Genomic DNA, 23,880 nt, shown 5'->3' with positions numbered 1-23,880 from the left:
ATCGAGGGCATGGACGAAACGGACGAGGTGCTCGACGCGGTCGGCCCGCGGTTACGAGCGCTGCGCAAACACCGCGGCCTGACCCTCGCCGAACTGTCGGCGGCGACCGGGATCTCGGAAAGCACCTTGTCACGGCTGGAAAGCGGCGGGCGGCGGCCGACGCTCGAACTGCTGCTCCCGCTCGCCCGGGTGCACGGCGTGCCGCTCGACGACCTCGTCGGCGCTCCCCGGACCGGTGATCCGCGGATCCATCTGCAGCCGATTCACCGCCACGGCATGACGTTCCTGCCGCTCACCCGGCGCGCGGGCGGGGTGCAGGCGTTCAAGATGCTCATCCCCAGCCGGGACGCACCGGCGGAACCCACGCCGCAGACCCACGGCGGCTACGAATGGGTGTATGTCCTCAATGGACGGTTGCGGCTGGTGGTCGGCGACCGGGACATGGTCCTCCCGCCGGGTGAGGCCGCCGAATTCGACACCGCGCTCCCGCATTGGCTCGGCTCGGCCGACGGGCACGCCGTCGAAACCCTCGTCCTGTTCGGACCGCAGGGCGAACGCGCCCATGTGCGGGCGCGTTAGAGCCAGTCGTGCTCGCGCGCGTACCGGGCGGCCTCGTGCCGGGTCTGCGTCTGGGTCTTCTGCATGGCGTTCGAGAGATAATTGCGCACGGTGCCCTGCGCGAGGTGGAGCCGTCCGGCGATCTCGGCGACCGAATAGCCCTCGCCGGTCACCCGCAACACCTCCAGCTCCCGCTCGGTGAGCGGACAGTCGTCGACGACGGCGAGCGCGGAGACGTCCGGGTCGATCCAGCGTTTTCCCTGATGCAGCGTGGCGATGACGAACGTGATGTGCGACGGGTCGGCGGCCTTGCTGACGAAGCCCTGGACGCCGAGTTTGAGGGCCTTGCGGAGCACACCGGGTTTCGCGTGCCGGGTCAGCATGAGGATGACCTGGTCCGGCCGGGTACGCCGGATCTCCGCGACCGCGCCGAGCCCGTCCACACCGGGCATTTCGAGGTCGATGACGAGGACGTCGGGCTCGTGCCGCAGGGTGGCCTCGACTGCCTCGTCGCCGTTCTCCGCCTCGGCCAGGACGGTGATCTCGCCTTCGAGCGGGAGCAACGCGGCCATCGCCTTGCGCAGCAAGGCTTCGTCGTCGGCGAGCACCACCGTGGTCATCGTTCCTCCAGGGCCGGGAAGGACGCCGCCGTCACGAACCGCCCGTCTTCCTGCTCCACCGTCAGTTCCCCGCCGTCGGCGACGACGCGTTGTTCGAGCGCGGCCAGCCCGCGGAGTTCGGGCAGTGGCGTTCGCGGGGCGCCGTCGTTGACGATACTGATGCTCCATTCCGACAGGGTGATCCGCACGCGGGTCGCCTGCGCGTGGCGCAGGATGTTGGTCGTGGTCTCGCGCAGGACCTGGCCGAGCAGCCTGCCCGCCGCCGGATCGACGTCCGCCTCCCGGTCGACGCGCACGCGGATCCCCGCGGCCTCGAAGAGGTTCCTCGCGTTCTCCAGTTCGGCGGAGAGGTTGAGCCGGCGCTGGGCGTAGGCGAGTTCCTTCGTCTGGGTGATCGTGTCGGCCACGAGCGCGTGGATCTCCGCCAGTTCCTGTTTGGCCCGCCCGGCGTCGATGTCCACCAGTTTCGCGGCGAGCGCCGTCTTGAGCTTCACGACGTGCAGCGTGTGGCCCTGGATGTCGTGCAGATCGCTCGCGAACCGGACGCGTTCCCTGATCACGGCCAGTTCCGCCTCCCGCTCGCGCGACTCCTCGAGCTCCTTGACGACGTCGTAGAACCGTTTGTTGGGGAACATCAGGCCGAGCACGACGGCGGTGATCGCGGCCGGCACGAACACGAAACTGACCAGCTCACCGGACACGTCCTCGTGCGAGACCAGCAGTCTCAACGCGCCCACCGCGGCGATGTAGCCGACGAGCGCGACGGCCGCCGGGATCCGATGGCGTGGCAGTTGCGGGACGACCAGGGAACCCACGAGGAAGACGCCGAAGAACGCCGAACTGCCGCCGACGAGCAGCACCGAGAACGGCCACACGGCCGCCGTGATCACCAGGCACGGGATCGCGACCCGCAGGACCTCGCCCGCCGCCCAGCGCACGAAGGCGACCAAGGCCGCCAGCACACCCACGCTCAGGACGACCGCGTGCCACCAGGTCCGCGAATCCGAGGCGACCACGATCACGCCGCCGACGACGAGCAGCGGGACGAACATGGTGAGGTTCAGCTTGCGCAGCTGTCCCTTCGCCGGCTCGGTGTCCACATCAGACATGAACCCAGTATCGGCTCTCCTTCGGCGGGGGCAACAGTGACACCACGTCATGGTTTCCTCGTGACGTGGCCGCACTGGCCGGGGCGTGCCCGGACGGCTGAGATCGAGGTATGACAGCGATCGACGTTGACCGTCTGAACGTGAAATACGGCGACTTCCACGCCGTGAAGGATCTGTCCTTCCAGGTCCGGCAAGGCGAGTTCTACGCCCTGCTGGGCACGAACGGGGCCGGCAAGACCTCGACCTTGGAAACCCTGGAAGGACACCGGAATCCGACGTCGGGCACCGTCCGGGTGCTCGGGAAGAGCCCGCGGGACCGCGCGGCCGTGCGCCCCGAGATGGGCGTCATGTTGCAGGAGAGCGGTTTCTCACCGGATCTGACGGTGAAGGAGTCGATTCGCCTGATCGGGGCGCTGACCCGCCGCACGGACCGGCTCGAACGGGTGCTCGGCATCGTGGACCTGAGCCGCAAGGCCGACACGAAGGTGTCCCAGCTTTCGGGCGGTGAGAAGCGGCGGCTCGACTTCGCGACCGCGGTGTACGGCTCGCCGCGGCTGGTGTTCCTGGACGAGCCGACCACCGGGCTGGACATCCAGTCGCGGGACGCGCTGTGGGACGCGGTCGACAACCTGCGCGAGGACGGCTCGACGATCGTGCTCACGACGCATTACCTGGAAGAGGCACAGCAGCGCGCCGACCGCATCGGCCTGATGCACCGGGGCACGTTCCACCGGGAGGGCACGGTCGCCGAACTGACGCGGACGCTGCCGTCGGTGATCCGGTTCTCCCTGCCGTCCTCGGCTCCCGCGCTGCCGGTGCAGGGCAAACGTCAGCACGACGGGAAGTTCGTCATCGAGACCTTCGGGCTGCAGAAGGACCTGCACACCCTGCTCCGGTGGGCGCAGGACCACGCGATCGAACTACCGGATCTCGAAGCGGGACCGACCCGGCTCGACGACGTGTTCCGCGCCATCGAAAACGACTGAAGGACTGAGTTCTCATGCTCTCGATAGCCCGTAGCGAACTGATCCAGATCTTCCGGAACCGGTCGGTCCTCATCACCAGCTTCGTGATGCCCCTCGCCATTTCCGCGTTCTTCGTCTACCAGCACGAGGTCTTCGCCAAGATCGGCAGCCTCGGCTATATCGCGGCGATCGTGATGTTCACCGTGTGCGCGTTCGGTCTCTACACCAGCGCCGTGACCACGCTGGCCTCACGACGGCAGAACCTGTTCCTGAAGCGACTGCGCTCCACCGCGGCCGGCGACGCGTCCATCCTGGCCGGGCTGGTGCTGCCGGTCACGGTCATCTCACTCGTCCAGGTGGCCGTGATCATGACCGTGCTGGGCGTCGTCACGGACACGCCCGCCAACGTCGGTCTGCTGGTGGTGGCGGTGCTCGCCAGTGTCGCCATGATGATCGGCCTCGGCCTGGCCACCGCGGGTCTGACCAACTCCCCCGAACACGCGCAGGTGACCACCCTGCCCGTCAGCCTCGGCGTGATCGCCGTGGCGAGCTGGGTCGGCATCTCCGGCACTGACGATCTGACGCTGCTCAAACGCCTGCTGCCCGGGGGTTCGGCCACCGAACTCGCCGTCAACGCGTGGAACGGCGGCGTGGCTCTCACCGATTCGCTGCTCCTGCTCGCCCCGACCCTCGCGTGGGTCGTCGTCGCCGTCGTCCTGGCGACGCGGCTCTTCCGCTGGGAGCCGCGCCGATGACCGGCAGATCCGGTCGGCTGGAAGCCTGCCGCTCAGCAGGTAGTCACGCACTGCCGTGTCGACGCACGCGTCACCCTTCAAGAAGACCGAGTGGCGGTACGCGCCTTCCACCGTCACCATGCTCGACCCGGCGAGCGCCCTGCGCATGGCGAGTTGTCCCGCGTAGGGCGTCGCCGGATCGCCGGTCGAGCCGAGGAGCAACGCCGGCGCGGTGGTGCGGATGCGGGTGGCGGGTTCGGCGGGGGCCACGGGCCAGAACGCGCACGGGGTGATGTTGCGGGACAACGGGCCGAAGAGGGGCTCGGCGGCGCGATGCTCCTGGATGTCCCGGTAGTAGGTCATGGGATCGCGGTCGGCCGCGCGATCGGCGCAGACGACCGGTGTCCCGGCCCGGTCGGTCGCGGCGCCGGAACCCGTCGTCAGGCCGTCGAGAAGCGCGCTCAACGCGGGCGAAGGCGTGGCGGGCAGACCGGCCGCGGCGGCTCGGAGAGTCAGTACGGTGGCGGTGAACTCGGCCTGCGAAGCGGGCCTGTCGTCATAAAGGTTCGCGAAGAACACATACGGCATCGTGTGACCGTCCACTGTGTACTTTCCGACCGCGAACGGCCGCCGCTCGGCCGAACGCGCGATGTCCCGCACGGTCGCCAGGACCTGGTCCACGGTCTCCCCCAGGCCCTTCGCCGTCCGTGCCCAATTTCGCAACGCGGCGTCGAGCGACGGCGCGGTCGGGCGGAGCAGCCCGGGCCCGTAGGCCTCGGGATCCACCGCCGAGTCGAGCACGAACCGATCGGCTCGCGCGCCGAACATCTGGAGATACACCGCGCCGAGGTACGTCCCATAAGAGGCGCCGATGTAGGAGATCTTCCGCTCGCCGAGCGCCTCGCGGACGAGGTCCATGTCCCGTGCGGTGTTGCGGGTCGACGCCGCCCGCAACAACATGGGGTCGTTACCCGAACAACCGCGTGCCAGTTCTTTCGCGAGGGCCACACTTTCGCCGAAACTCTTCAAGTCGGGCCCGGCCGACCGCGTGAACGTGTCGGTCTGCCAGTCGCACCGCAGCGGCGAACTGCGCCCGACGAACCGCGGATCCATGCCGACGAGGTCGTACCGCGCGGCGATCTCCGGCATGAACGCCCCCGCCAAGACCAATTCCCTCGCCGGCCCGCCCGGCCCTCCCGGGTTGAGCAGCACCACGCCGCGGCGGCGCGCGGGATCGGTGGCCTTCATCCGGGCCAGCGCGACCGTGATCCGGCGCCCGCGCGGATGGCGGTAGTCGACCGGCACGGCGACGTCGGCGCACTGCGCGCCCGCTTTGTCCAGCTCCACGCCGACGCTGTCGCCGGGCCCGGTCGCGCAACCGTGCCAGGTGATCGACTGGGCCGCGGTGGCGGTCGCCGGGGTCAACGCGGCGGCGACCAGTAATGCCACCAGGGCGGCTGTTTTCCTTGGCAACGCGAACTCCCTGATGTCGAGGAAAATCCCGGGTTTCAGGCTAGGGAGCCGGCTTGTGCGGGGGCGTCCGTCTGCGGTCGGAGACGTCTAGCCCGCTGGGGGGCTTTTCGGGGTTTCATGGCATGAAAGCAGGATGAAAGCGCTCCCGGGATCGTAGGTGCCTCGCCCGAGGTGGGCGGGGAAACAGCTGACGCGAGTCCGGATCCGCCCCGATGGGTGCGTGGTCCGGGCGCTGTCGGCAGATCACGAGGGGATTGTCATGAGAGCTCGTTCGAGGGTCGTCGCAGGTCTTGTGTCGGTGTTCATGGCGCTCGCGCTGACGTTCGTCGGCGCGGGATCCGCGGCGGCGGACCAGTCGAAGTCCCTCTCCGGGAAGTCACCGGACGGCGGCGCGAGCTTCAGCGGGACGCTGACGTGGACCGGCCGGGGCAGCTTCAAGGCCGACGTCACGTTGAAGGACGCGAAGTGCGACGGGAACCCCGTCTACTTCTACTTCATCATCAACAAGGGGTGGACGAGCGAGTGGCAGGGCAAGCGGCGCGACAACAACGAGGGCTGCGGCAAGACCATTACCTGGAAGGGCATCTCGGGCTCTGACAGCAACGGCATCTACGGGCCCACACTGCGGGTGTGCACGGACATCCGGCCGGGGTTGGACTCTTGCAAGGATTACGGCAACGACAACCCGTACTTCCCGTGACCGGCCTCCCGGCCGATCGGCTCGGGCTCCTGGGTCGATCGGCTCGGGAGCCTTCGGGGTGAACGCCCGGTGGACAACGCCCGCGAGGGGTCGTCGAGAAACGCGATCGTGCCCGGCCGGTGCGTGTGCGAGCGGTCGTCGAGCAGCGGACCGACGTTCGACGCGGCCCGTGCGGTACCAATGCCCATCAAGCAAGTAGGTGATCGGGGCGGCGGATCTGATCACGGGCCGCTGACCCGAACTTACGAGGTCGGCCGCCCTTCCATTGGGGGGGATAACGCCGCGAACCCGGGAAGACCTCCGGCTGACGCGCCATGGCTCACCACTAATGGGCAGCACTGCGTGAGCTCAAAACTCCCGGAACGCCGACGCCTGAGCTCGTTGCGTGGCTGCGGCCTGCGCGTTCAACCCGTCGCACCAGCTCGGATATACCCGGAACCCACGTTTGCCCGGCCGTTTCCCTGAGGTGATGCCGAGTTCGGCGAGATGCGCGCCGGTGAACCGGAAAACACCGCGTCGGCCGTGTTGCTCGACGAAGACAAGCAAGCCTGCAGCGGGATCGTCGTCACTGAACGGGGTCGTCGTTCCGCTCGCGTCCCTCTGCCAGAAGGCGACGAAAGCGCCCGGCTTGGCCGGAGTGTTTCGCGCAGTACGGATATGCCACGCCTCGTCGCAGATCTGGACGATTCCCGCCTCGTAGTCGCTGTTCTGCGTCTCGGGTGTCACACCCACTCCGGCCGCATAAGCCTCGAACGCGCTGAACTGCACACCGCCAAACTAGCTGCTCGAGGCCAGGGCATGCCGAGGGGCCCGTCGCCTGGGTGGCGGGCTCTTCGGGGTTCAGACGTGGTGCAGGGTGTTGCGCCGAGGTTGTCGGAGTGGGTCTCGGTATTGGGGTGGGATGAATTCCGGTAACCCGTCGGCGGCCATGCGTACTTCCCAGTCGCCGTGGTGGATCAGCCGGTGGTGGAAGCCGCAGAGCAGCACGAGGTTCCGGAGATCGGTGGGTCCGCCGTCTGCCCAGTGCTCAATATGATGAGCGTGGCAATTCTTCGGCTTCCGATGACAGCCCGGGAAGGCGCAGCCACCGTCGCGGATGTTGAGCGCGCGTCGTTGGCCTGGGGTGACGAATCTTCGGAGGCGCCCCATATCGAGGGGTTCGCCCGAGGCACCCATCACGACCGGCACCATCAGGCAGTCGCAGGCGGCGAGCCGGGCTTCCCGCGCCGTCATCGTCCCCACAAAGTCGAGACACGCGGTCCCGAGACCCGACTTCAGTTCCGCAAGTCCGACGGTGACATGCACGAGGGTGCGGTAGCCGCTGGTCCCCGGTTGGTCCGGGCACGCGATCGCCAGATCGAGCAGCTCGGCCCAGGCATCTCCCAGGCGCTCGCACTTCATCCGCAGATCCGCCTGACCGAACTCATCCACCGGCCGCGGCTGCGCATACGCCTCCAACGCCGCCGCCGTGCGAGCACCGGTCTCGTCATCGAGGAGGCCGGTGAGTTTCCAGAAGCCGTCTTTGCGGCGTTCCAGGGTGATCTCGCGGCGTGGCTCCTTCGGCTCAGGATCTTTGGGTTCCTTGCCGTCGGGATTCAGCAAGCCTTGCAGGTTCGCCTCGGCCTTGGCGAGCTGCCGCGGACCGGCGCTCGGCGCGAGATTGGCGAGGATCTGCTCCGCACCCGCCCGATCCTCAGCCGAAATGTCGGCCGGAAGGTTTTTCAAGATCTCCAGGATCTGATCAATCCGCTCATCCCCAACCAACCCCTGAACAGCGACCGCAGCAGTCGCGGGAGCGACCGGCGGAACCTCCGTGCCATCCAACGCACGCGTCGGATTCAACGCGATCGCCCGCTTCACGATCGGACCCGCCTCACCCCGCGACAACCCCGCGATCTCCGCGAGCCAGCTCGCCGTACTCCCATGCCCATACAAGTCTTTGACGCCCCGAGACTCGATCTCCGCCAGAAACCGCCCCAGACAAGCGGTCGCTATCCGGATCACCTGCAAAGCGTGCTGCACGCCATGGGCAAGCTCCAGCTTGCCGGCACGCCACAGCTCCTGCGGCAACTCGGGAAGGAAGGTCTCGGACACCCCTCCACCATACCGCAACTTTGTCGAACATGTGTTCGTAATTTTACGCAACCGGCAAACCGCACGAACAACACCGAAGAGTGAAACAGCCGCCAATGCCGAATCACCCTGCGATACCCCCACGCATTTAGTCGACTGAATGCGGAAACCAAGCGCCCCGGACCGGAAGAAACCCGGCCCGGGGCGACCCCCAGCGGCAACCCCAAGATCAGCGGTCACGTTCCTTGGCGAACAAGGACTTCGACCACACGTACCCGACAACCGAGAGCAGGACGCACCAGCCGAGTGCGAGCCAGCCGCTGTTGCCGATCGGAGTCCCGAGCAGCAGACCGCGAATGGTCTCGATGACGGGCGTGAACGGCTGGTAATCGGCGAACCAGCGCAGCCAGGCCGGCATCGAATCGGTCGGCACGAATCCGCTGCCGAGGAACGGCAGCAACATGAAGATCATGGGTGTATTACTGGCCGTTTCCACGCTCTTGGCCGCCAGCCCCAGCGCCACCGAAAGCCACGTGAGCGCGATGGTCAGCAACAACAACACTCCGACGACGGCGAACCATTCGCCGACCCCCGCCGTCGGGGAGAAGCCGATGAGGAGCGTGACCCCGAAGACCACGGCGAGCGCGAACGCCGTCTGGATGAACGCGCCGACGACGTGCCCGGTCAGGACCGAGGCCTTGCTGATCGCCATCGTGCGGAACCGCGCGATGATGCCCTCGGTCATATCCGTCGCCACCGAGATCGCGGTGCCGAGTGCGGCGCTGCACACGGTGACGAGCAGGATGGCGGGCGTGACATAGCCGACGTACTCGGCCCGGCCGCCTCCGCCGCCGAGACCGTTCCCGAGTGTGCCGCCGAAAACGTAGACGAACAGCAGCAGGAACACGATCGGCTGGCCGATCAGCATGATGGTGAGCGACGGATACCGTTGCATATGCCGGATGTTGCGGCGCAGCATGGTCGTCGAGTCGCGCACCGAAAGGGCGAGGCTGCTCATCGGGCCATCTCCTTGGTCGCTTCGGTCCGGTGACCGGTGAGGCTGAGGAACACGTCGTCGAGGTCCGGCGTGTGCACGGTGAGGCTGGCGACGGCGACGGCTTCGTCGTCGAGCCGGTCCAGGACGGCGCGCAGGGCGGCGACGGTGCCGTCGGTCGGCACGCGAAGGGCTAGGGCCTCGTCGTCCGAAGTGGACACTCGAAGCACGCGGGTCGCGTCACGCAACGAGACCGCGTCGGGGAACTTCAGTTGCATGTGCCCGCCGGGTACGCGTCGCTTCAGTTCGTCGGGCGTGCCGAGCGCGACGATCCGGCCGCCGTCGAGTACGGCGACCCGGTCGGCGAGCTGATCCGCTTCCTCCAGGTACTGCGTCGTGAGGAAGATCGTCACCCCGCCGTCGACGAGGTCGCGGATGATCTGCCACATCGTGCGGCGGCTGCGCGGGTCGAGACCGGTGGTCGGTTCGTCGAGGAAGATGACCTTGGGATCGCCGATCAGCGTCATCGCCAGATCGAGTTTGCGGCGCATGCCACCCGAAAACGTCGATGGCGTCTTCTTCGCGGCGTCGGTCAGCTCGAAGCGTTCCAGGAGTTCGGCGGCACGTTTGCGGCCCTCGCGGCGCGGCAGATGGTGCAGATCCGCCATCAGGAACAGGTTTTCCTCGCCGGTGAGCAGATTGTCCACCGCGGAGAACTGGCCGGTGAGGCCGATCGCGGCACGGACACCGTCGGGGTCGGTGGCCAGGTCGGCTCCGGCGATGGTCGCGCCACCGGCGTCCGGAGTGACCAAAGTGGACAGGATGTTGACCGTGGTGGTCTTGCCCGCGCCGTTGGGGCCGAGCAAGGAGAAGACGGTGCCGGACGGGACATGCAGGTCGATACCGTCCAGGACGACCTTGTCGCCATAGGACTTGCGCAGTCCGGTCGCGGAAATGGCCGGGTTTCGCATCGGGATTCCCTTCAGGAACGGTGGACGATGATGTCGCCGACGGCGGTACCGGCGTGGATTTCGACCTTGTCGGTCGCGTCGCCGGGAGCGGCGGAGGCGGTCATGTCGTTGACGACGCGGCCGAAGCCGGTGTTCACGTCGAGCCAGGCGGCGCTGCCCTCGCGGATGCCGATTTCGACGTCCCCCAGCGACGTTTCGAGGGTGAGCGTGCCCCTGGCCGCGTCGAGGACACGGACGGATCCGTTGGCGGTCTTGGCTTCGACACCGCTTTCGGCCTTGTCGACGGTGATGTCGCCGTTGGCCGAGCGGAGGCGGATCGAGTCGGCGACGGTCCCGACGGTGGTGGGCCCGTTGGAGTTCTTGACCACCGCGGTGCCGTCGATCGCGCCGACCTGCACGCGGCCGGAACTCGTGCTGATGTCGGCGTTGCCGTCGGCGTGCTCGACGACGATGTTCCCGGACGCGGTGTGCAGTTTCAGCTCACCGGTACGGTCCAGCCGGATGTGCCCGGTGCCGGATTTGTAGCGGCAGGCGCCGATCCGCCCGGTCACGGTCAGGTCGCCGAGTCCGGTGCTCCCCTGCACCCGGGAGCCGGCGGGCAGTTCGATGGTCACGTCGATCGACCTCGTCCGCCTGGAGAAGTCGAGCAGGCGCATCTTCGGCGCGCGGACGGTCAAGGTGCCGCCGGAGAATTCGACGACGGTGCGCTTCGCGGCGTCGACGTCGGACTCGTTGTTCTCGTCGAGCGGGGCGACTTCGACGACCGTGTCGGTGCGGTCTCCGGCGACGATCCGGACGTTGCCGACGACGGGTTCGAGGTCCGCGAGAATGGGTTCCGGGGTGGCGAAAGAAGGCATGGTTGTCCCCTCAGAGGTGGTGTGATCGGTGTTTGTGCTGGTCCGGGAGGTCTAGCTGACCCAGCCGGTGTAACGCTGGACGCCGCGATGGCCGCCGCTCACCGGGGCGGGCGGCATGGCCCGCTCCGTCGGCTGCAACGCCGCGGACGCGGCTCGCACGAGCCACGCGTTGACCGAACGGCCTTGCGCGGCCGCCGCTTCCTCGACGCGTGTCTTGAGGTTTTCCGGGAGCCGGAAGTTGATCCGGGCCGTGGCCCCTTCCTCGTCCGGCAGCGGCGGCTCCGGCGCGACAGGTGCGGCTGGAGCGGTAGGTGCTGCCTGCTCGACCGCGGGAAGCGTGACGGCGAAGCTGGCTTCCCCGGCACGCAGCCGGACCTCGACCGAACCCGGCGCGAGGTCACGGGTGATCTCGTCCGACGCGGCGGACAACGCGTCCAGCAGCGCGAGACGAATGGCCGACGCGAGCGGCGCGGTCAGGCGTTCGGCGAGCGCGCTCGCCTCGGCTCCCCCCGCCTCGGCGGCGACGGCGAGTTCCCGGCGAACGGTGTCCACAAAGGGCGTCAAATCCATGATGCCATCATGGCACCATTGTGGCGCCACCGCAAGGACAAGTTGGCGCCATATGATGCCAAAGTGGCGTCTTCGCAGGTCAGGGTCACTTTTGCCCCTTCGGCCAGTCTCGGCTGGCGGGGGAAGCAGGACACGGCCGAACGCGTTGCCGGTGTCGTTCACGGCGGGCGAGAATCGCCACGAGCCGTGCGAAAAGGAAGCGACCCGCCGCCGGATGTGGGGGTCACCCGAGGCGGGCCGCTACCCGGTTCCACCGTACAAGAGGTCCGCTCGCGTATGCGGGCAACGCTTTTTGTCCTTGCGGCCCTTGACAAATCGAAGATCCACAGTGGACGGAAGACGGGCACATGCGAACAGTTCGGGTGAGCGTCTGCGCCCTGGACCCCATCACGAAGGCCGGCATGGTCGACCTTCTCGAGACACGCGCGTCCGTGGTGGTGACCGAAGGCCGGACACGGGCCGAAACCGACGTCGTCGTCGCCGCTTTCGACCGGCTTTCGGCCGACGCGGTCGCCGCGTTGCGCGCGGTCGCCGCCGAACTCGGCAAGCCGATCGTGCTGGTGACCGACCGGATCGAGGAGGGCGGCCTCACGGCGGCGGTGGTGTGCAAGGTCGTCGCCATTCTGCCGAGGTCGGCGATGACCGACTCCCGCGTGGCCGACAGCGTCCGTGCCGCCGCGTCGCGCGCCGTGGCCCCGCCGCGCGATCTCCTCGGCAGGCTGGCCGACCAGGCCGAGCGGCTCCACCGGGAGTTGCTCGCGCCGGACGGACCGGCGGGCGCCGCGCTCTCCTCGCGGGAGATCGACGTCCTCCGCCTGATGGCCGACGGGTTCGACACCCAGGAGATCGCGACCGAACTCGCCTATTCGGAACGGACGGTGAAGAACGTCATCTACGCGGTCACCGACCGGCTGAGGCTGCGGAACCGGTCGCACGCGGTGGCCTACGCGATCCGGGAAGGGGTCATCTGAAGGCGCTCAGATGAGACCTTCGCGGAGCGCGTAGGCCACGACGTGGGTGCGGTTGCGCAGATTGAACCGGCTGAGCAGGCCGTGCAGGATGTTCTTCACGGTCCGGTCGGAGTAGGCCACCCGCCGGGCGATCTCGCCGGTGTCGAATCCCTCCGCGAGCAACCGGAGCACTTCCGTCTCGCGGGGCGACAAGCCACTGAGCGTGAGCTCGCGCGGCTGGAGAACTTCCTTGTGCAGCCGCGAAATCCCGCGCAACAGACTGCCGAGCTGATCGGCGGGCAGATCGCCCCGGCCGGCGTGGGCGTCGGCGACCGCGCGCAGCAACCGCGCCGGCGTCGCCTCGGAACGCGCGACGACTACGGTCAGCCCGCGCTCCACCGCGGCCCACAGTTCGGCCTGGTTGGGGTGGTCGGCCACCAGCACCAGCCGGGCGGATCCGGCCGGGATGTGCCTCGGGTCGTCGCCCGCGACCGCGACGAGGACGTCGGCCTTCGCCGGGTCTTCGCGCAAGGTGATGCCGGGGCCTCCGCCGAGCGCGCTGCGCAGCCCCGCCAGGACGAGCGGATCACCTGCGTGCACGGCGACCCGGATCTCCCGCCGCTCCTCGGTCCGGACGACCGGGCGGACGGGCGTCGTCATGATCGTCGACATGCCTTCCAGGTAACCGGCCGCGGAGAAGGCGGGACAAGCGGAAGCAGGGGGCAGCTTTCCGTCATCGCAAGCCTGCCGGTTGAATGGACCGCGGTGGAGGCGAACGAGACGCGGTCGGTGTTCGGCAAGCTCCTGCTCGAGCACCGGCGGGCCGCGGGATGGACGCAGGGGCGGCTGGCCGAGGCCTCCGGTATCAGTGTCCGCGCCCTACGCGAGCTCGAACGCGGCCGCGCGCGGGCAGCCCAGCGACGCTCCGCCGAGGTGCTGGCCGACGCGCTCGGCCTGACCGGCCGGGACCGCGAGTTCTTCCTGACCGTCGCCAAGCAGGGGCGGCGCCGGAATCCGGCGCTGGCCGCCCAGGTCGCGGCGACCTGCGCGCTGCCCGCGCCCACCGCGGATCTGTCCGGCCGCGAGAACGAGCTGGACCAGCTTTCCGCGAAGGTCGCCGAGGGCGGTGGCGTGGTCGCGATCGTCGGGCAGGCCGGGGTCGGGAAGACCGCGCTCGCGGTGACGGCGGCGGATCTGTGGCGCGCGGAGTTCCCGGACGGGGGCTACGCGGTGGATCTGCGCGGGATGGACGAGGAACCGCTCAGCGCCCGGGCCGCGCTCGACCGGCTGCTGCGCGCGTTGGACGTCGCGCCGGGGCAGGTGCCCGCCTCCGAAGCCGAACGGTCGGCGTTGCTGCGGATGCTGCTCGAAGGACGGAAGATCCTGCTCCTGCTGGACAACGCCGCCGACGAGGCGCAGATCCGTCCGCTGCTGGTCGCCGGGCCCGGCTCTCTCACCCTGATCACCTGCCGTCGCACTCTCGCCGGGCTCGAAGGCGCCCGTTGGCTGGGGCTCGAACCGTTGTCGGACGACGGCGCGACCGGACTGCTCGCCAAGATCGTCGGCGCCGACCGGATCCGCGCGGAGCCCGCCGCGGCCCGCGAACTCGTCGAACTGTGCGGATTCCTGCCGCTCGCGGTCCGGATCGCGGGCAACCGGCTCGCCACCCGGCCGCAGTGGTCCCTTGCCCAGCTCGCCGACCGGCTGCGCGACGAAAGCACCCGGCTGCGCGCGCTCGCGGCGGGCGATCTGCAACTGCGCTCGGCCTTCGACCTGTCGTATCGCGCGGTCTCGGCCGAGGCACGACGGCTGTTCCGGCGGCTGGCGACCGTGCCCGGCGCGGATTTCGGCCTGGAGCTCGCGATCGTCGTCTCCGGCGCGGCCGCCGCCGACGTACGCGATCATCTCGACGAACTCGTCGACGCCAGCCTCCTGCAGACCACGGCGGAACCCGAACGGCATCAGTTCCACGACCTGATCCGTCTGTTCGCGGAGGAACGGTTCGAGGCGGAAGAGGAGCCCGCCGCGCGTGACATCGTGCTCGCCCACCTGCTCGACAAGGCGGCCGAAGCGGCCAGATTGTTCTATCCCAAGGCATCCGACACCGGCCGGTTCGGCTCGCGGGACGAGGCCGCCCGCTGGCTGGACGTCGAAGGCGGGAACTGGGTCGCCGCGCATCGGCTGGGGGCGCGGAAGGGACGGCATCAGCAGGTCCGCGACCTCGCCATCGCCTTGCACTGGTACTCCGACGGACGAAGTGCCCAGCGGCCGTGGTGGGAGATCTTCTCGCTCGGTGCCGCCGCGGCGGGCGCGCTCGGCGACGCCGGTGCCGAAGCGAAGCTGCTCAACTTCGTCGGCTGGGCCGCCAGCGTTTGTCTCGGTGACGAGAAGGGTGCCGTGGCGGAGCATCGCCGCGCGCTGGACATCGCCGTCCGGATCGGCGATCAGGTGGAGCAGACGTGGGCGTGCATCTACCTCGGCCAGGTGCTGCGGTTGACCGGGCAGGGCGAGGAAGCGTTCGAGTTCGCGAAGCGCGGGTACGAACTGGCGCACGAACTGCCGTTCTGGGACGGCCAGACCACGGCGCGGAACATGTACGGGCGCGCGTTGCTCAACGCCGGACGGCACACCGAGGCGCTCGCCGTGCACCGGGCCGTGCTCTCCGACGCCGAACGGCTGGCGGGCGACACGTATCCCGATTTCCACCGGCTGCTGAAGACCCTGACCCTGCGCGCCATCGGCGACGTGCTCGCCGATCTCGCCGAATGGCGGGAAGCGGCGGGCCAGTACCGCACCAGCCGGTGGCTCGCCTGGGAAGGCGGTTTCGGCGGGCTGGAAGTGATCAGCGCGATCCGCGAGGGACGGGCTTGGCGGGAGGCCGGCGCCTTCGACGAGGCCAGGGAATGCCTGACCCTGGCCGTGGACCTCTCCCCCGGGCCGTCGTTCAGCGCGTGGCGGGAACAGGCGTTGGCCGAGCTGGCGCTCTTGCCCGAGTGATCGGCGGCTCGTGCGCCAACTAAGCTTCGGGCCGACGGAGCGGGAGGGCCGATGACCAACGCGGACGGGCAGAGCCCGCGGGAGCGCTATCGCGACCAGGTGCGCGCGGAGATCAAACAGCACGCGTGGGAGCAGATCGCCACCGCCGGGGTGCCCGCGCTGTCGCTCAACGCGATCGCCAAACAGGTGGGCATGAGCGGTCCGGCCCTGTACCGGTACTTCGCCAGCCGCGACGACCTGATCACCGCGCTCATCCGCGACGCGTACCGGAGCCTCGCCGACACCGTCCGGGCGGCGTTCGACGGCGGTGCCGACCTGGCCGGTCTCGCCGTCACCATCCGGGACTGGGCCCGGAGCGACCCGCAGCGCTATTTCCTCATCTACGGCACACCCGTCCCCGGCTACCACGCGCCCGAAGACACCACCGCCATTTCGAGCGAGGTCATGGCCGTGCTGCTCGAAGCGTGCCGCGCGATCCCCGTGGACGGCCCGGAAACCCCGTTCGACAAGCACCTGGACGGTCACCGTGATTGGGCGGGCGACGATCCGGCCCCGTCCGCGACCCTCCACCGCGCGCTCGCCTTCTGGACCCGCCTGCACGGTGTGCTCTCGCTCGAACTCGCCGGCCATTTCACCGGAATGAAATTCGACCCCGATCTGTTGATCTCGGACGAGCTGGACGACCTCACGACCCGGTGACCGGCCGATCGCCGTCGCACTGAACCTTTCCCGCCTCTCGAGCGTCTTGCCCTGTGACGTTGCCACGGTTGACATGCAACGTTGTAACGTTATAGCTTCTAAGTACCGCAAGAGCTACTAACATGGTTATCCGGGCGCTTCGGGGGGACTTCGTTCATGATTCACGGGGAGAAGATCAGCAGGAGGACCGACCGCGTCAGAGTCGCCGTGCACGCCCCGGATCTGCTGGCCGGGCTGGGCACGACGAGCATCCTCGGCGCCGACGAGCGGCTGGACGTGCTGTCCGACGCCGACCTCGGGGCCGCCGAAGTCGTCGTGACCGTCGGCGACTCGATCGGCGACGGGGTTTTCGCCTTCCTGCGCCAGGTTCGCGCCGCGTCGTCGCTCCCGGCGCCACCGAGATGCGTGATCGTCACCGACCATTTCCCGGTCCAGGTCCTGATGACGGCCATCGAATGCGGCATGGCCGCGCTGCTGCCACGACGCGACCTCGACGGCGAGCACCTCGTGCGGACGATCCTCGCGGTCAGCCAGGGCGCGGGCGCGCTGCCGCCACGCCTGCAGGGCAGCCTGCTCTCCCAGCTCGAACGGATACAGGAGGACCTGCTGGTCCCCAACGGGCTCGCGTTGTCCGGACTGTCCGACCGGGAACGCGAGGTGCTCCGCCTGCTCGCCGACGGCCATGGCACGGAAGAGATCGCGGCCAAACTCGCCTATTCGGAGAGCACGGTGAAGAACGTCCTCCACCGCGTGATGTCGCGGTACGGCCTACACAACCGCACGCACGCCGTCGCCTTCGCGCTGCGCACGGGCTCGATCTGAAGAAGCCGTCCAGAGTGGACGAATAAAGGCGAACATTTCCCCGCCCCCTTCAACTTATAGCGGACATGGGGGCTTGCGGCAAGGCCCCGGTCGTCCCCCAGAATTGCCCGCCGAAGCCGGAAACTGCGGAAACGGGAGTCGCATAGTGCGTGTTTTGCTGACGTCGTGGGGGTCACGCGGGGATGTCGAACCTTTGGTGGCGCTCGCGATCGAAGTGCGGGAACTCGGCGCGGAAGCGGTGGTGTGCGCGCCGCCGGACGAGGAATTCGTGAAATTGCTGGAGCAGGCCGGTGTGCCCTCGGTGCCGCTCGGCCCGACGGTGCATTCGGTGGTCGCCGGGCCGAAACCGCCGACGGGGGAAGACGCGTTGAAGCTCGCCCCGGCGCTGGTGGCCGCCCGGTTCGAAACACTTTCCGCCGCGGCGGAAGAAGGGTGCGACGCGATCCTCGCGACCGGCCTGCTGCCCGCCGGCGCGCGGGACGTCGCGGAGAAACTCGGAATTCCTTACGTGTACGCGTGTTTCCACACCTTCGGGCTGCCGTCGCGGCATTTCGCCCCGGGGATGCGGCCGGGCACGCCGTCGCCGGAGGGCGAGACCGACAACCGGGTGCTGTGGCGGCAGGACGCCGAACGCGTCGACGCCCTGTACGGCGGCGCGCTCAACAGTCACCGGGCGGCGATCGGGCTGCCGCCGGTGGACAACGTCCGCGATCACGTCTTCACCGGCTCGCCGTGGCTGGCGGCGGACCCGGTTCTGTGCCCGTCGGAGGGGATGACGGATCTCGATCTCGTGCCGACGGGAGCGTGGATCCGGCCCGACGATCGCCCGCTCCCGGCCGCTCTGGAGGAATTCCTCGATTCCGGTGAGCCGCCGGTGTACGTCGGCTTCGGCAGCATGGCCGCGTACGCGCCGAAGGACATCGCCCGGGTCGCCATCGAGTCCGCCCGCGGACTGGGACGGCGGATCCTGCTCGCCCGCGGCTGGGCGGGTCTGGCTTCGATCGACGACGCCGGCGACTGTTTCGTCGTCGGCGAAGTCAACCAGCAGGCGCTCTTCCGCCGGGTGGCCGCCGTCGTGCACCACGGTGGCGCGGGTACCACGACGACGGCCTCCCGGGCGGGCGCGCCCCAGGTGGTCGTCCCCCGGATCGCGGACCAGCCGTTCTGGGCCGGGCGGGTGGCGGAACTGGGAATCGGTGTGGCACACCAGGATCCGCTGCCGACCGTCGAATCCCTGACCGCCGCGCTCACCACGGCCCTCTCCCCCGCGACCGGCGCGCGGGCGAAGGCCGTGGCGGACACGATCCGGACCGACGGGGCGACGGTGGCCGCGAAACTGCTCGTGAGCGCCAAGGACGGTTAGAACCGTTTACCACTCACGCGGTTTGAGTACCTCCTCGCACCACTGACGGAAGGTGGTCGGCGTGGTGGCCGCCGGGGTCCGCGGTTCGGCGTTGTCGATCCCCGCCTCCTTCGCGGCCATCATGTCGACCATCCCCTGCGCCATCGCCTTGGACCGGCCGTGTTCGAGCTGCGTCGCGCGGAAGGCGTCCATGGGCACCCGCTGATAGCGGACCGGGCGCCCGAGGACGTCGGACATGATCTCCGCGAGATCGTTCTGGGACAGGTCCTCCGGCCCCAGGACCGGAACGTCCGCGACCCCCTGCCACGACCGGTCGAGCAACCATCCGGCCGCCACGTCGGCGATGTCGCGAGTCGCGCAGGTCGGCGCCCTGAGGTCGCCGGAAAGCGGGCCGAAGAAGACACCCTCCTCGCCGATCGATCCGGCCTGCCACAGGATGTTGTCCATGAACGTGGGCATCGTCAGCGCGCGGTAGGCCACGCCCGTGCCCGCGATCAGGTCGTCCATGGCGTGCGAGGCCGACAGGTATCCGGTGTTCTCCGCGAAGCCGCGGCCGAGCGCCGAGATGCCGACCACGCGTGACACGCCGTGCTTTTCGATGGCCGCGCAAGCCGGCCGGGTGAAGTCCAGATAGGCGGCTTCGAGGCTTTCGGCACGGCGGTCCGCGGCGACCAGCCAGAAAACGGTGTCGGCGCCGGCGAAGGCTTCGTCGACGACAGCGGCGTCGCTGTGCGAACCCTTGACGATCTCGACGTGCTCGCGGACGTGGTCGGGCAGACGGGCGGGATCGCGGGCGATCACGCGGATCGGTTCGCCACGTTCGAGAAGGGTGCCGAGCACCCGGCTGCCGATCTGTCCGGTCGGCGCGGTGACGACGATCATGAAGACTCCGAGGTGATAGAGGATTTTCGACGTCACCCAGTCAAGCCACGACGGCCGTCGAGCTGAAGGACCGCCTGGGTCGCCATTGATACCCTGGGGATATGAGTGACCTGGAGACGCGGCAGCTCAAGTACTTCGTCGCGGTCGCGGAGGAGCTGCATTTCGGCCGGGCGGCCGAGCGGCTTTCGATGGCGCAGCCACCGCTGTCCAGGGCGATCCGGGACCTCGAACGACGGCTGGACGTCCGGCTGCTCGAACGCACCACCCGTCAGGTCACGCTGACGAGCGCGGGCGAGGTCTTCCTGCGGGACGCGAGGACCGCGCTCGAAGCGGTCGCCGCGGCGGAACGGCGGGCACGGCAGGCGGGCCGCCCCGATCCCCGGCTGCGCCTGGCGTTGAAGGCCGATCACGACGCCGGATTGCTGCCGAAGATCATCGAGGCCTACGAAGCCGAAGAAGGCGCCCTGCCGATCGAGTTGGTCCTCGGCGGCCGGGGCGAACAACCGTCGCAACTGCGCGACGGGCGAGCGGACGTGGCACTCGTGCCGTCCCCGTTCGACGCGCGCCGCCTGGACTTCGAGCCGCTGCTGACCGAACCCCGGCTCGTGGCGCTGGCGGCGAACGATCCGCTGGCGGCACGGTCTCGGCTGACCCTGGCGGATCTCGAAGGCCGCCTTCTCCCCGACGGCGCACCGGCCGGCCAGGGGCCCTCAGCCGAGCCACCCACCACCGCGGCACCCCACGGTCCCGTCTCGGATCTGACACAGATCTTCAAACTGGTCGAACTCGGCGCCATCGTCTGCTTCCTGCCGGTCTCGGTGGCGGATCGCTACCGGCGGGCGGGCATCACGTACCTGCCCGTCGACGATCTGGAGCCCACGACGCTCGCGGTGATGTGGCCGCAGGACTCCCGCTCACCGGCCGTCGCCGCCTTCGTCCGCGCGGCGACCACGGTGGTGACGACGGCGTACGCCCTCGGTCACCGCAGCTGAACGCGGCCCAGCAACCGGTCGACGACCTCGGGGAGCGGCTGTTCCTCTGGGCCTTCCAACCACAGCACGTTCCCCGTCCGCAGCGTGGCGAGGAAGGTCGCCGCGGTGAGCCTGGCCAGCTCCTGGTCGAGGCCGTGACCCCTGGCCAGCAAAACCGCGATCAGGTCGCGCTCGAGGGCGAACTGATCGCCCGCCTGCCGCGCGAGCAGCGACGGATGCCGCCGCAGCAGCCGTAGCTGCGCCACCCACTCGCGGTCGGGGACGGGATGCGCGCGGTACAGCTCCCGGCAGGCCGCACGCAGCGCCTGCCAGGGCTTTTCGCCGGGCGGCCTGCCTTCGACCAGCGACACCAGCAGCCCGGTGCGTTCGCGGTCGGCGTGCAGGATCGCGTCCTCTTTGTTCGCGAAGTAGTTCGAGAAGGTCCGCCGGGACACGCCCACCGCGTCGGCGATGTCCTCGACGGTCACGCCGTCGAGACCGTGCTCCATCGCCAGCCGGAGCGCGGCCTCGTGCAGTGATTGCCGCGTCGCCGCCTTCTTGCGGGTGCGGAGCGTGTCGAGGGTGTCCACCAGGACAGCGTAGCGACGGGAATAAAGTTCCCACTGTGCAAGTTTGCACAATGAGCAACAACCGCCGCTCGAAAGGACGCCATGAAGACCGAGGCACCGTCAGGAGCGATGGGACACCGGCAGGTGCTCGAATCGCTGTCCGGCCTGCTGCTCGCGCTGCTCGTGGCGATGATCAGCTCGACGGTCGTGTCGACCGCCCTGCCGCTGATCATCGGCTCGCTGAACGGCACGCAGACGCAGTACACGTGGGTGGTCACGGCCACCCTGCTGGCGGCGACGGCCACCACACCCATCTGGGGCAAACTCGCCGACCTGTTCAACAAGAAGACGCTGGTGCAGATCGCGATCGTGATCTTCGTGATCGGCTCGACGATCAGCGGATTCAGCCAGAACACCGGACAGCTGATCGCCGCCCGCGCGTTCCAGGGCATCGGCGTCGGCGGCCTGCAGGCGTTGGTCCAGGTCGTGATCGCGGCGATCATCCCGCCGCGTGAACGCGGCCGCTACAACGGTTACCTCGGCGCGGTCATGGCGGTCGCCACGGTCGGCGGGCCGCTGCTCGGCGGCCTGATCGTGGACGTGCCGTGGCTCGGCTGGCGCTGGTGCTTCTTCGTCGGCGTGCCGATCGCGGTGGCGGCGTTCATCGTGCTGCAGCGGACCCTGAAACTGGAGACCGTGCGCCGGGAGAACGTCCAGGTCGACTACCTCGGCGCCGGGCTCATCGCCGCGGGCGTGAGTGTGCTGCTGATCTGGGTCTCGTTCGTGGGCAACGGCTTCGACTGGCTGTCCTGGCAGACGGCCCTCATGGTGGCGGGCGGCGTCGTGCTCCTCGTCCTCGCCGTGCTGGTGGAACGGAAGGTCCGCGAACCCGTCGTCCCGCTGCACATCATCACCCAGCGCACCCCGGCCCTGGCGATCGTCGCGAGCCTCGCGGTCGGGATGGCGATGTTCGGCGGCGCGGTGTTCCTCGGCCAGTACTTCCAGATCGGCCGCGGCTACTCCCCCACCGAAGCCGGTCTGCTGACCATCCCGCTGATGGGCGGCGTGCTCGTCTCCTCGACCGTGTCCGGTCGCCTGATCAGCCGCACCGGACGGATGAAGCCGTACATCGTGGCGGGCACCATCACCCTGGTGATCGGTTTCCTCGGGCTGGGCACCGTCGACCACGCCTCGCCGCTGTGGCTGGTGGGCATCGCGATGGCGGTGGTCGGCATCGGCGTCGGCATGACGATGCAGAACCTCGTCCTCGCCGTGCAGAACACCGTGCCGCTGCGGGATCTGGGCGCGGCCAGCGCGTCGGTCACGTTCTTCCGGTCGCTCGGCGGCACCATCGGCGTCTCGGTGCTGGGCGCGGTACTCGCGAACCGGGTCACCGCCGACCTGTCCACCGCGCTGCACGTGCCGGCAGGGAGTGCGTCGACGGGCAGCGTCAGCGCGCTGAACCTCAAGGCACTGCCGCCGGAGGTCCAGGCGATCGTGCACACCGTGTACGGCGACGCGACCGCGCACATCTTCCTGATCTCCGCGGCGGTGGGCGTCGTGGGCGTGATCGCGGCACTGCTGCTCAAGCCGCTCACCCTGCGCACCACGCTCGATGTGGAGACGGAGCCGGAAGTCCCGGTCGCGCGATGAACGGGGCCTTCGAGTCCACTGTGGAGCGTTTCGGCCCGCCCCGGCATCACACGGGGCGGGCCATCCTGGCCGGGGTCGACGGCTCGGACACGGCGATGCGGGCGGCCGCCTTCGCCTTCGGCATGGCCCGGCGCGAGGGCGGCAGGCTGATCGTCGCCTTCGTCTGCCGTCCGACGCTCGGCCCCGCGGTCGCGGCGACGGTGGAACTCGACACGGCGACGCGGCTCTACGAAGAGATCCGCGAGCAGATCCGCACGGCGGCCGACGAGCTGGAAGTGCCGGTCAGCTTCCTGAGGATCTTCGGCGATCCGTACACCGCGCTGCGCGACACCGCCGACCGGAGCCTGGTCGACACCGTCGTGGTCGGCGCCTCACAGCAGGCCGGACACCGGTTCGCGGGGTCGGTCGCGACCAAGCTCATCCGGACCGGGCACTGGCCGGTGCTGGTCGTTCCCTGACGACCGGCCGCCGAGGAACGACACGGCCCCCACCGCCGCGACGACCAGCGCACAGCCCGCCAGCTGCAGCGGTGTCGGCCACTGGCCGAGCAGCGCGGCCCCGAACAGGATCGCGGCGGCGGGTTGCAGCATCAGCACGGCGGACCCGCCGCTCGCGGGCAGGGCCGACAGCGCGCGTCCGATCAGGAGCCAGCCGAGCACCTGCCCGGTCACGGCCAGCACGAACAGCCAGACCAATGCCGACACCGGCGGCGTGACGTCGAGATTCCCGGCGAACAGCCCCGAAAGACCGCCCACGCTCGCCGACGCCGCGGTCGCCGTGGCGAGCATCGTCGTACGGCCGCCGCCGTCGGTTCCGGCGCGGCGCAACAGGATCAGGTACCCGGCGTAGGCCACGCCCGCCAGTACCGCCATGACGGTTCCGTACCAGGGATCGCTGCCCGCGGCACCGCCGTCCGCCAGTCCCCCGGCCAGCGCCGTCCCCGCCAGCATCACCGGGATGGACAGCCAGAACGCCCGCGGCGGCCGTTCGCCGAACCACAGCAACCCGGCCAGCGGGACGAGGACCACCTGGACGTTCACCAGCGCCGTGGCGACGCCCGCGCCGACGGAGAGGATGGCCTCGCTCCAGAGCACCATGTCGATCCCGAGCAGGACACCGGCCAGCACGTGCCGGCGTCGCGCGGCCGGGGTCGGTCGCTGTCCTCGCTCGCGGGACCGCGCCAGGATCACCAGGATCGGCAACGCGAACAGGCAGCGGAAGAACGTCGCCGTCGTCGAGCTGACGCCGGACAACGCGACGAGCGGGGCGGACAGGGCGATCGCGAGGGCTCCGAGCACTCCTTGTACCCGCGGATCGATGAGGATTCGGTGGTGCCGCATGTCTTCGATT

25 protein-coding genes and 1 pseudogene are annotated in these 23,880 nt (G+C 69.2%); 12 read left to right on the top strand and 14 right to left on the bottom strand.

Annotated elements, in window-relative coordinates:
* The first annotated feature begins 9 nt into the window (after window positions 1-9).
* Window positions 10-579, top strand: coding sequence for a helix-turn-helix domain-containing protein (locus AJAP_RS12915; protein ID WP_038511041.1), 570 nt, complete (start codon window positions 10-12; stop codon window positions 577-579).
* Here AJAP_RS12915 and AJAP_RS12910 read toward each other — a convergent pair.
* On the bottom strand, window positions 576-1,178 hold the full coding sequence (locus tag AJAP_RS12910) for a response regulator transcription factor (RefSeq protein WP_038511038.1): 603 nt from the start codon (window positions 1,176-1,178) through the stop codon (window positions 576-578). The genes AJAP_RS12915 and AJAP_RS12910 overlap by 4 nt on opposite strands.
* Window positions 1,175-2,278, bottom strand: a complete 1,104-nt coding sequence (locus AJAP_RS12905) for a sensor histidine kinase (RefSeq protein WP_084098130.1) — start codon at window positions 2,276-2,278, stop codon at window positions 1,175-1,177. The genes AJAP_RS12910 and AJAP_RS12905 overlap by 4 nt, the downstream gene beginning before the upstream one ends.
* Before the next feature lie 119 nt (window positions 2,279-2,397).
* Here AJAP_RS12905 and AJAP_RS12900 point away from each other — a divergent pair, with 119 nt between their 5' ends.
* The gene (locus tag AJAP_RS12900) at window positions 2,398-3,273 is read left to right on the top strand and encodes an ABC transporter ATP-binding protein (RefSeq protein ID WP_038511033.1); all 876 of its coding nucleotides are present in this window, start codon (window positions 2,398-2,400) and stop codon (window positions 3,271-3,273) included.
* Window positions 3,274-3,287: 14 nt separating this feature from the next.
* Window positions 3,288-4,007, top strand: coding sequence for an ABC transporter permease (locus AJAP_RS45225; protein WP_084098128.1), 720 nt, complete (start codon window positions 3,288-3,290; stop codon window positions 4,005-4,007).
* Window positions 4,008-4,028: 21 nt separating this feature from the next.
* Here AJAP_RS45225 and AJAP_RS12895 read toward each other — a convergent pair.
* Window positions 4,029-5,234 (bottom strand): annotated as a pseudogene (locus tag AJAP_RS12895) (alpha/beta hydrolase); the annotation flags it as partial.
* 484 nt (window positions 5,235-5,718) lie between these two features.
* Between AJAP_RS12895 and AJAP_RS12890 the strand changes: the two are divergent.
* The gene (locus AJAP_RS12890) at window positions 5,719-6,159 is read left to right on the top strand and encodes a hypothetical protein (protein WP_228694924.1); all 441 of its coding nucleotides are present in this window, start codon (window positions 5,719-5,721) and stop codon (window positions 6,157-6,159) included.
* Here the strand turns inward: AJAP_RS12890 and AJAP_RS43605 are convergent.
* The 7 genes from AJAP_RS43605 to AJAP_RS12860 form a co-directional block, all read right to left on the bottom strand.
* Window positions 6,129-6,347 carry a hypothetical protein gene (locus tag AJAP_RS43605; RefSeq protein WP_143202751.1) on the bottom strand — a complete coding sequence of 73 codons (219 nt, stop codon included), beginning with the start codon at window positions 6,345-6,347 and terminating at the stop codon, window positions 6,129-6,131. The genes AJAP_RS12890 and AJAP_RS43605 overlap by 31 nt on opposite strands.
* Window positions 6,348-6,507: 160 nt before the next feature.
* Window positions 6,508-6,927 (bottom strand): MepB family protein, encoded by a 420-nt coding sequence (locus AJAP_RS12885; protein WP_038511030.1) that lies wholly within the window; start codon window positions 6,925-6,927, stop codon window positions 6,508-6,510.
* A 72-nt stretch (window positions 6,928-6,999) separates the two neighbouring features.
* The gene (locus AJAP_RS12880) at window positions 7,000-8,253 is read right to left on the bottom strand and encodes an HNH endonuclease signature motif containing protein (protein ID WP_038511027.1); all 1,254 of its coding nucleotides are present in this window, start codon (window positions 8,251-8,253) and stop codon (window positions 7,000-7,002) included.
* Window positions 8,254-8,461: 208 nt separating this feature from the next.
* Window positions 8,462-9,250 carry an ABC transporter permease gene (locus AJAP_RS12875; RefSeq protein WP_038511025.1) on the bottom strand — a complete coding sequence of 263 codons (789 nt, stop codon included), beginning with the start codon at window positions 9,248-9,250 and terminating at the stop codon, window positions 8,462-8,464.
* Window positions 9,247-10,197, bottom strand: a complete 951-nt coding sequence (locus AJAP_RS12870) for a daunorubicin resistance protein DrrA family ABC transporter ATP-binding protein (RefSeq protein WP_038511022.1) — start codon at window positions 10,195-10,197, stop codon at window positions 9,247-9,249. The genes AJAP_RS12875 and AJAP_RS12870 overlap by 4 nt, the downstream gene beginning before the upstream one ends.
* 11 nt (window positions 10,198-10,208) lie before the next feature.
* A complete protein-coding gene (locus tag AJAP_RS12865) occupies window positions 10,209-11,054 on the bottom strand; it encodes a DUF4097 family beta strand repeat-containing protein (RefSeq protein ID WP_038511020.1) in 846 nt (281 codons plus the stop codon).
* A 51-nt stretch (window positions 11,055-11,105) separates the two neighbouring features.
* Window positions 11,106-11,624: an Arc family DNA-binding protein gene (locus AJAP_RS12860; RefSeq protein WP_038511017.1), complete on the bottom strand. Its 519-nt coding sequence runs from the start codon at window positions 11,622-11,624 to the stop codon at window positions 11,106-11,108.
* Window positions 11,625-12,025: 401 nt separating this feature from the next.
* Here AJAP_RS12860 and AJAP_RS12855 point away from each other — a divergent pair, with 401 nt between their 5' ends.
* Window positions 12,026-12,595 (top strand): helix-turn-helix transcriptional regulator, encoded by a 570-nt coding sequence (locus AJAP_RS12855; protein ID WP_084098621.1) that lies wholly within the window; start codon window positions 12,026-12,028, stop codon window positions 12,593-12,595.
* Between the two features lie 6 nt (window positions 12,596-12,601).
* Here the strand turns inward: AJAP_RS12855 and AJAP_RS12850 are convergent, their stop codons facing one another.
* Window positions 12,602-13,246 carry a helix-turn-helix transcriptional regulator gene (locus AJAP_RS12850; RefSeq protein WP_038511012.1) on the bottom strand — a complete coding sequence of 215 codons (645 nt, stop codon included), beginning with the start codon at window positions 13,244-13,246 and terminating at the stop codon, window positions 12,602-12,604.
* 93 nt (window positions 13,247-13,339) lie between these two features.
* On the opposite strand from AJAP_RS12850, the gene AJAP_RS12845 reads away from it, so the two are divergent.
* The 4 genes from AJAP_RS12845 to AJAP_RS12830 all read left to right on the top strand — a co-directional run bounded on the left by AJAP_RS12845 (window position 13,340) and on the right by AJAP_RS12830 (window position 18,455).
* On the top strand, window positions 13,340-15,571 hold the full coding sequence (locus tag AJAP_RS12845) for an ATP-binding protein (RefSeq protein ID WP_038511011.1): 2,232 nt from the start codon (window positions 13,340-13,342) through the stop codon (window positions 15,569-15,571).
* Window positions 15,572-15,622: 51 nt separating this feature from the next.
* Window positions 15,623-16,270 carry a TetR/AcrR family transcriptional regulator gene (locus AJAP_RS12840; protein WP_038511008.1) on the top strand — a complete coding sequence of 216 codons (648 nt, stop codon included), beginning with the start codon at window positions 15,623-15,625 and terminating at the stop codon, window positions 16,268-16,270.
* 156 nt (window positions 16,271-16,426) lie between these two features.
* Window positions 16,427-17,092, top strand: a complete 666-nt coding sequence (locus AJAP_RS12835; protein WP_038511006.1) for a helix-turn-helix transcriptional regulator — start codon at window positions 16,427-16,429, stop codon at window positions 17,090-17,092.
* Between the two features lie 145 nt (window positions 17,093-17,237).
* Window positions 17,238-18,455 (top strand): glycosyltransferase, encoded by a 1,218-nt coding sequence (locus AJAP_RS12830; RefSeq protein WP_038511003.1) that lies wholly within the window; start codon window positions 17,238-17,240, stop codon window positions 18,453-18,455.
* A 6-nt stretch (window positions 18,456-18,461) separates the two neighbouring features.
* Here the strand turns inward: AJAP_RS12830 and AJAP_RS12825 are convergent, their stop codons facing one another.
* Window positions 18,462-19,337 (bottom strand): NAD(P)H-binding protein, encoded by an 876-nt coding sequence (locus AJAP_RS12825; protein ID WP_038522943.1) that lies wholly within the window; start codon window positions 19,335-19,337, stop codon window positions 18,462-18,464.
* A gap of 101 nt (window positions 19,338-19,438) precedes the next feature.
* Here AJAP_RS12825 and AJAP_RS12820 point away from each other — a divergent pair, with 101 nt between their 5' ends.
* Window positions 19,439-20,329 carry a LysR family transcriptional regulator gene (locus tag AJAP_RS12820; RefSeq protein ID WP_038511000.1) on the top strand — a complete coding sequence of 297 codons (891 nt, stop codon included), beginning with the start codon at window positions 19,439-19,441 and terminating at the stop codon, window positions 20,327-20,329.
* Here AJAP_RS12820 and AJAP_RS12815 read toward each other — a convergent pair.
* Complete coding sequence (locus AJAP_RS12815) at window positions 20,317-20,898, bottom strand: TetR/AcrR family transcriptional regulator (RefSeq protein WP_037345250.1); 582 nt, start codon at window positions 20,896-20,898, stop codon at window positions 20,317-20,319. The genes AJAP_RS12820 and AJAP_RS12815 overlap by 13 nt on opposite strands.
* An 81-nt stretch (window positions 20,899-20,979) precedes the next feature.
* On the opposite strand from AJAP_RS12815, the gene AJAP_RS12810 reads away from it, so the two are divergent.
* Together AJAP_RS12810 and AJAP_RS12805 are read left to right on the top strand one after the other, a co-directional pair.
* Window positions 20,980-22,530, top strand: coding sequence for an MDR family MFS transporter (locus AJAP_RS12810; protein WP_038510998.1), 1,551 nt, complete (start codon window positions 20,980-20,982; stop codon window positions 22,528-22,530).
* On the top strand, window positions 22,527-22,988 hold the full coding sequence (locus AJAP_RS12805; protein WP_051972433.1) for a universal stress protein: 462 nt from the start codon (window positions 22,527-22,529) through the stop codon (window positions 22,986-22,988). The genes AJAP_RS12810 and AJAP_RS12805 overlap by 4 nt, the downstream gene beginning before the upstream one ends.
* Here the strand turns inward: AJAP_RS12805 and AJAP_RS12800 are convergent.
* A complete protein-coding gene (locus tag AJAP_RS12800) occupies window positions 22,902-23,870 on the bottom strand; it encodes a DMT family transporter (RefSeq protein ID WP_038510995.1) in 969 nt (322 codons plus the stop codon). The genes AJAP_RS12805 and AJAP_RS12800 overlap by 87 nt on opposite strands.
* Window positions 23,871-23,880: the final 10 nt, after the last annotated feature.

Source organism: Amycolatopsis japonica, from assembly GCF_000732925.1.
Classification (GTDB): domain Bacteria; phylum Actinomycetota; class Actinomycetes; order Mycobacteriales; family Pseudonocardiaceae; genus Amycolatopsis; species Amycolatopsis japonica.
Note: the sequence above shows the minus strand (reverse complement) of the source record. Positions and strands in the feature narration are given on the sequence as shown.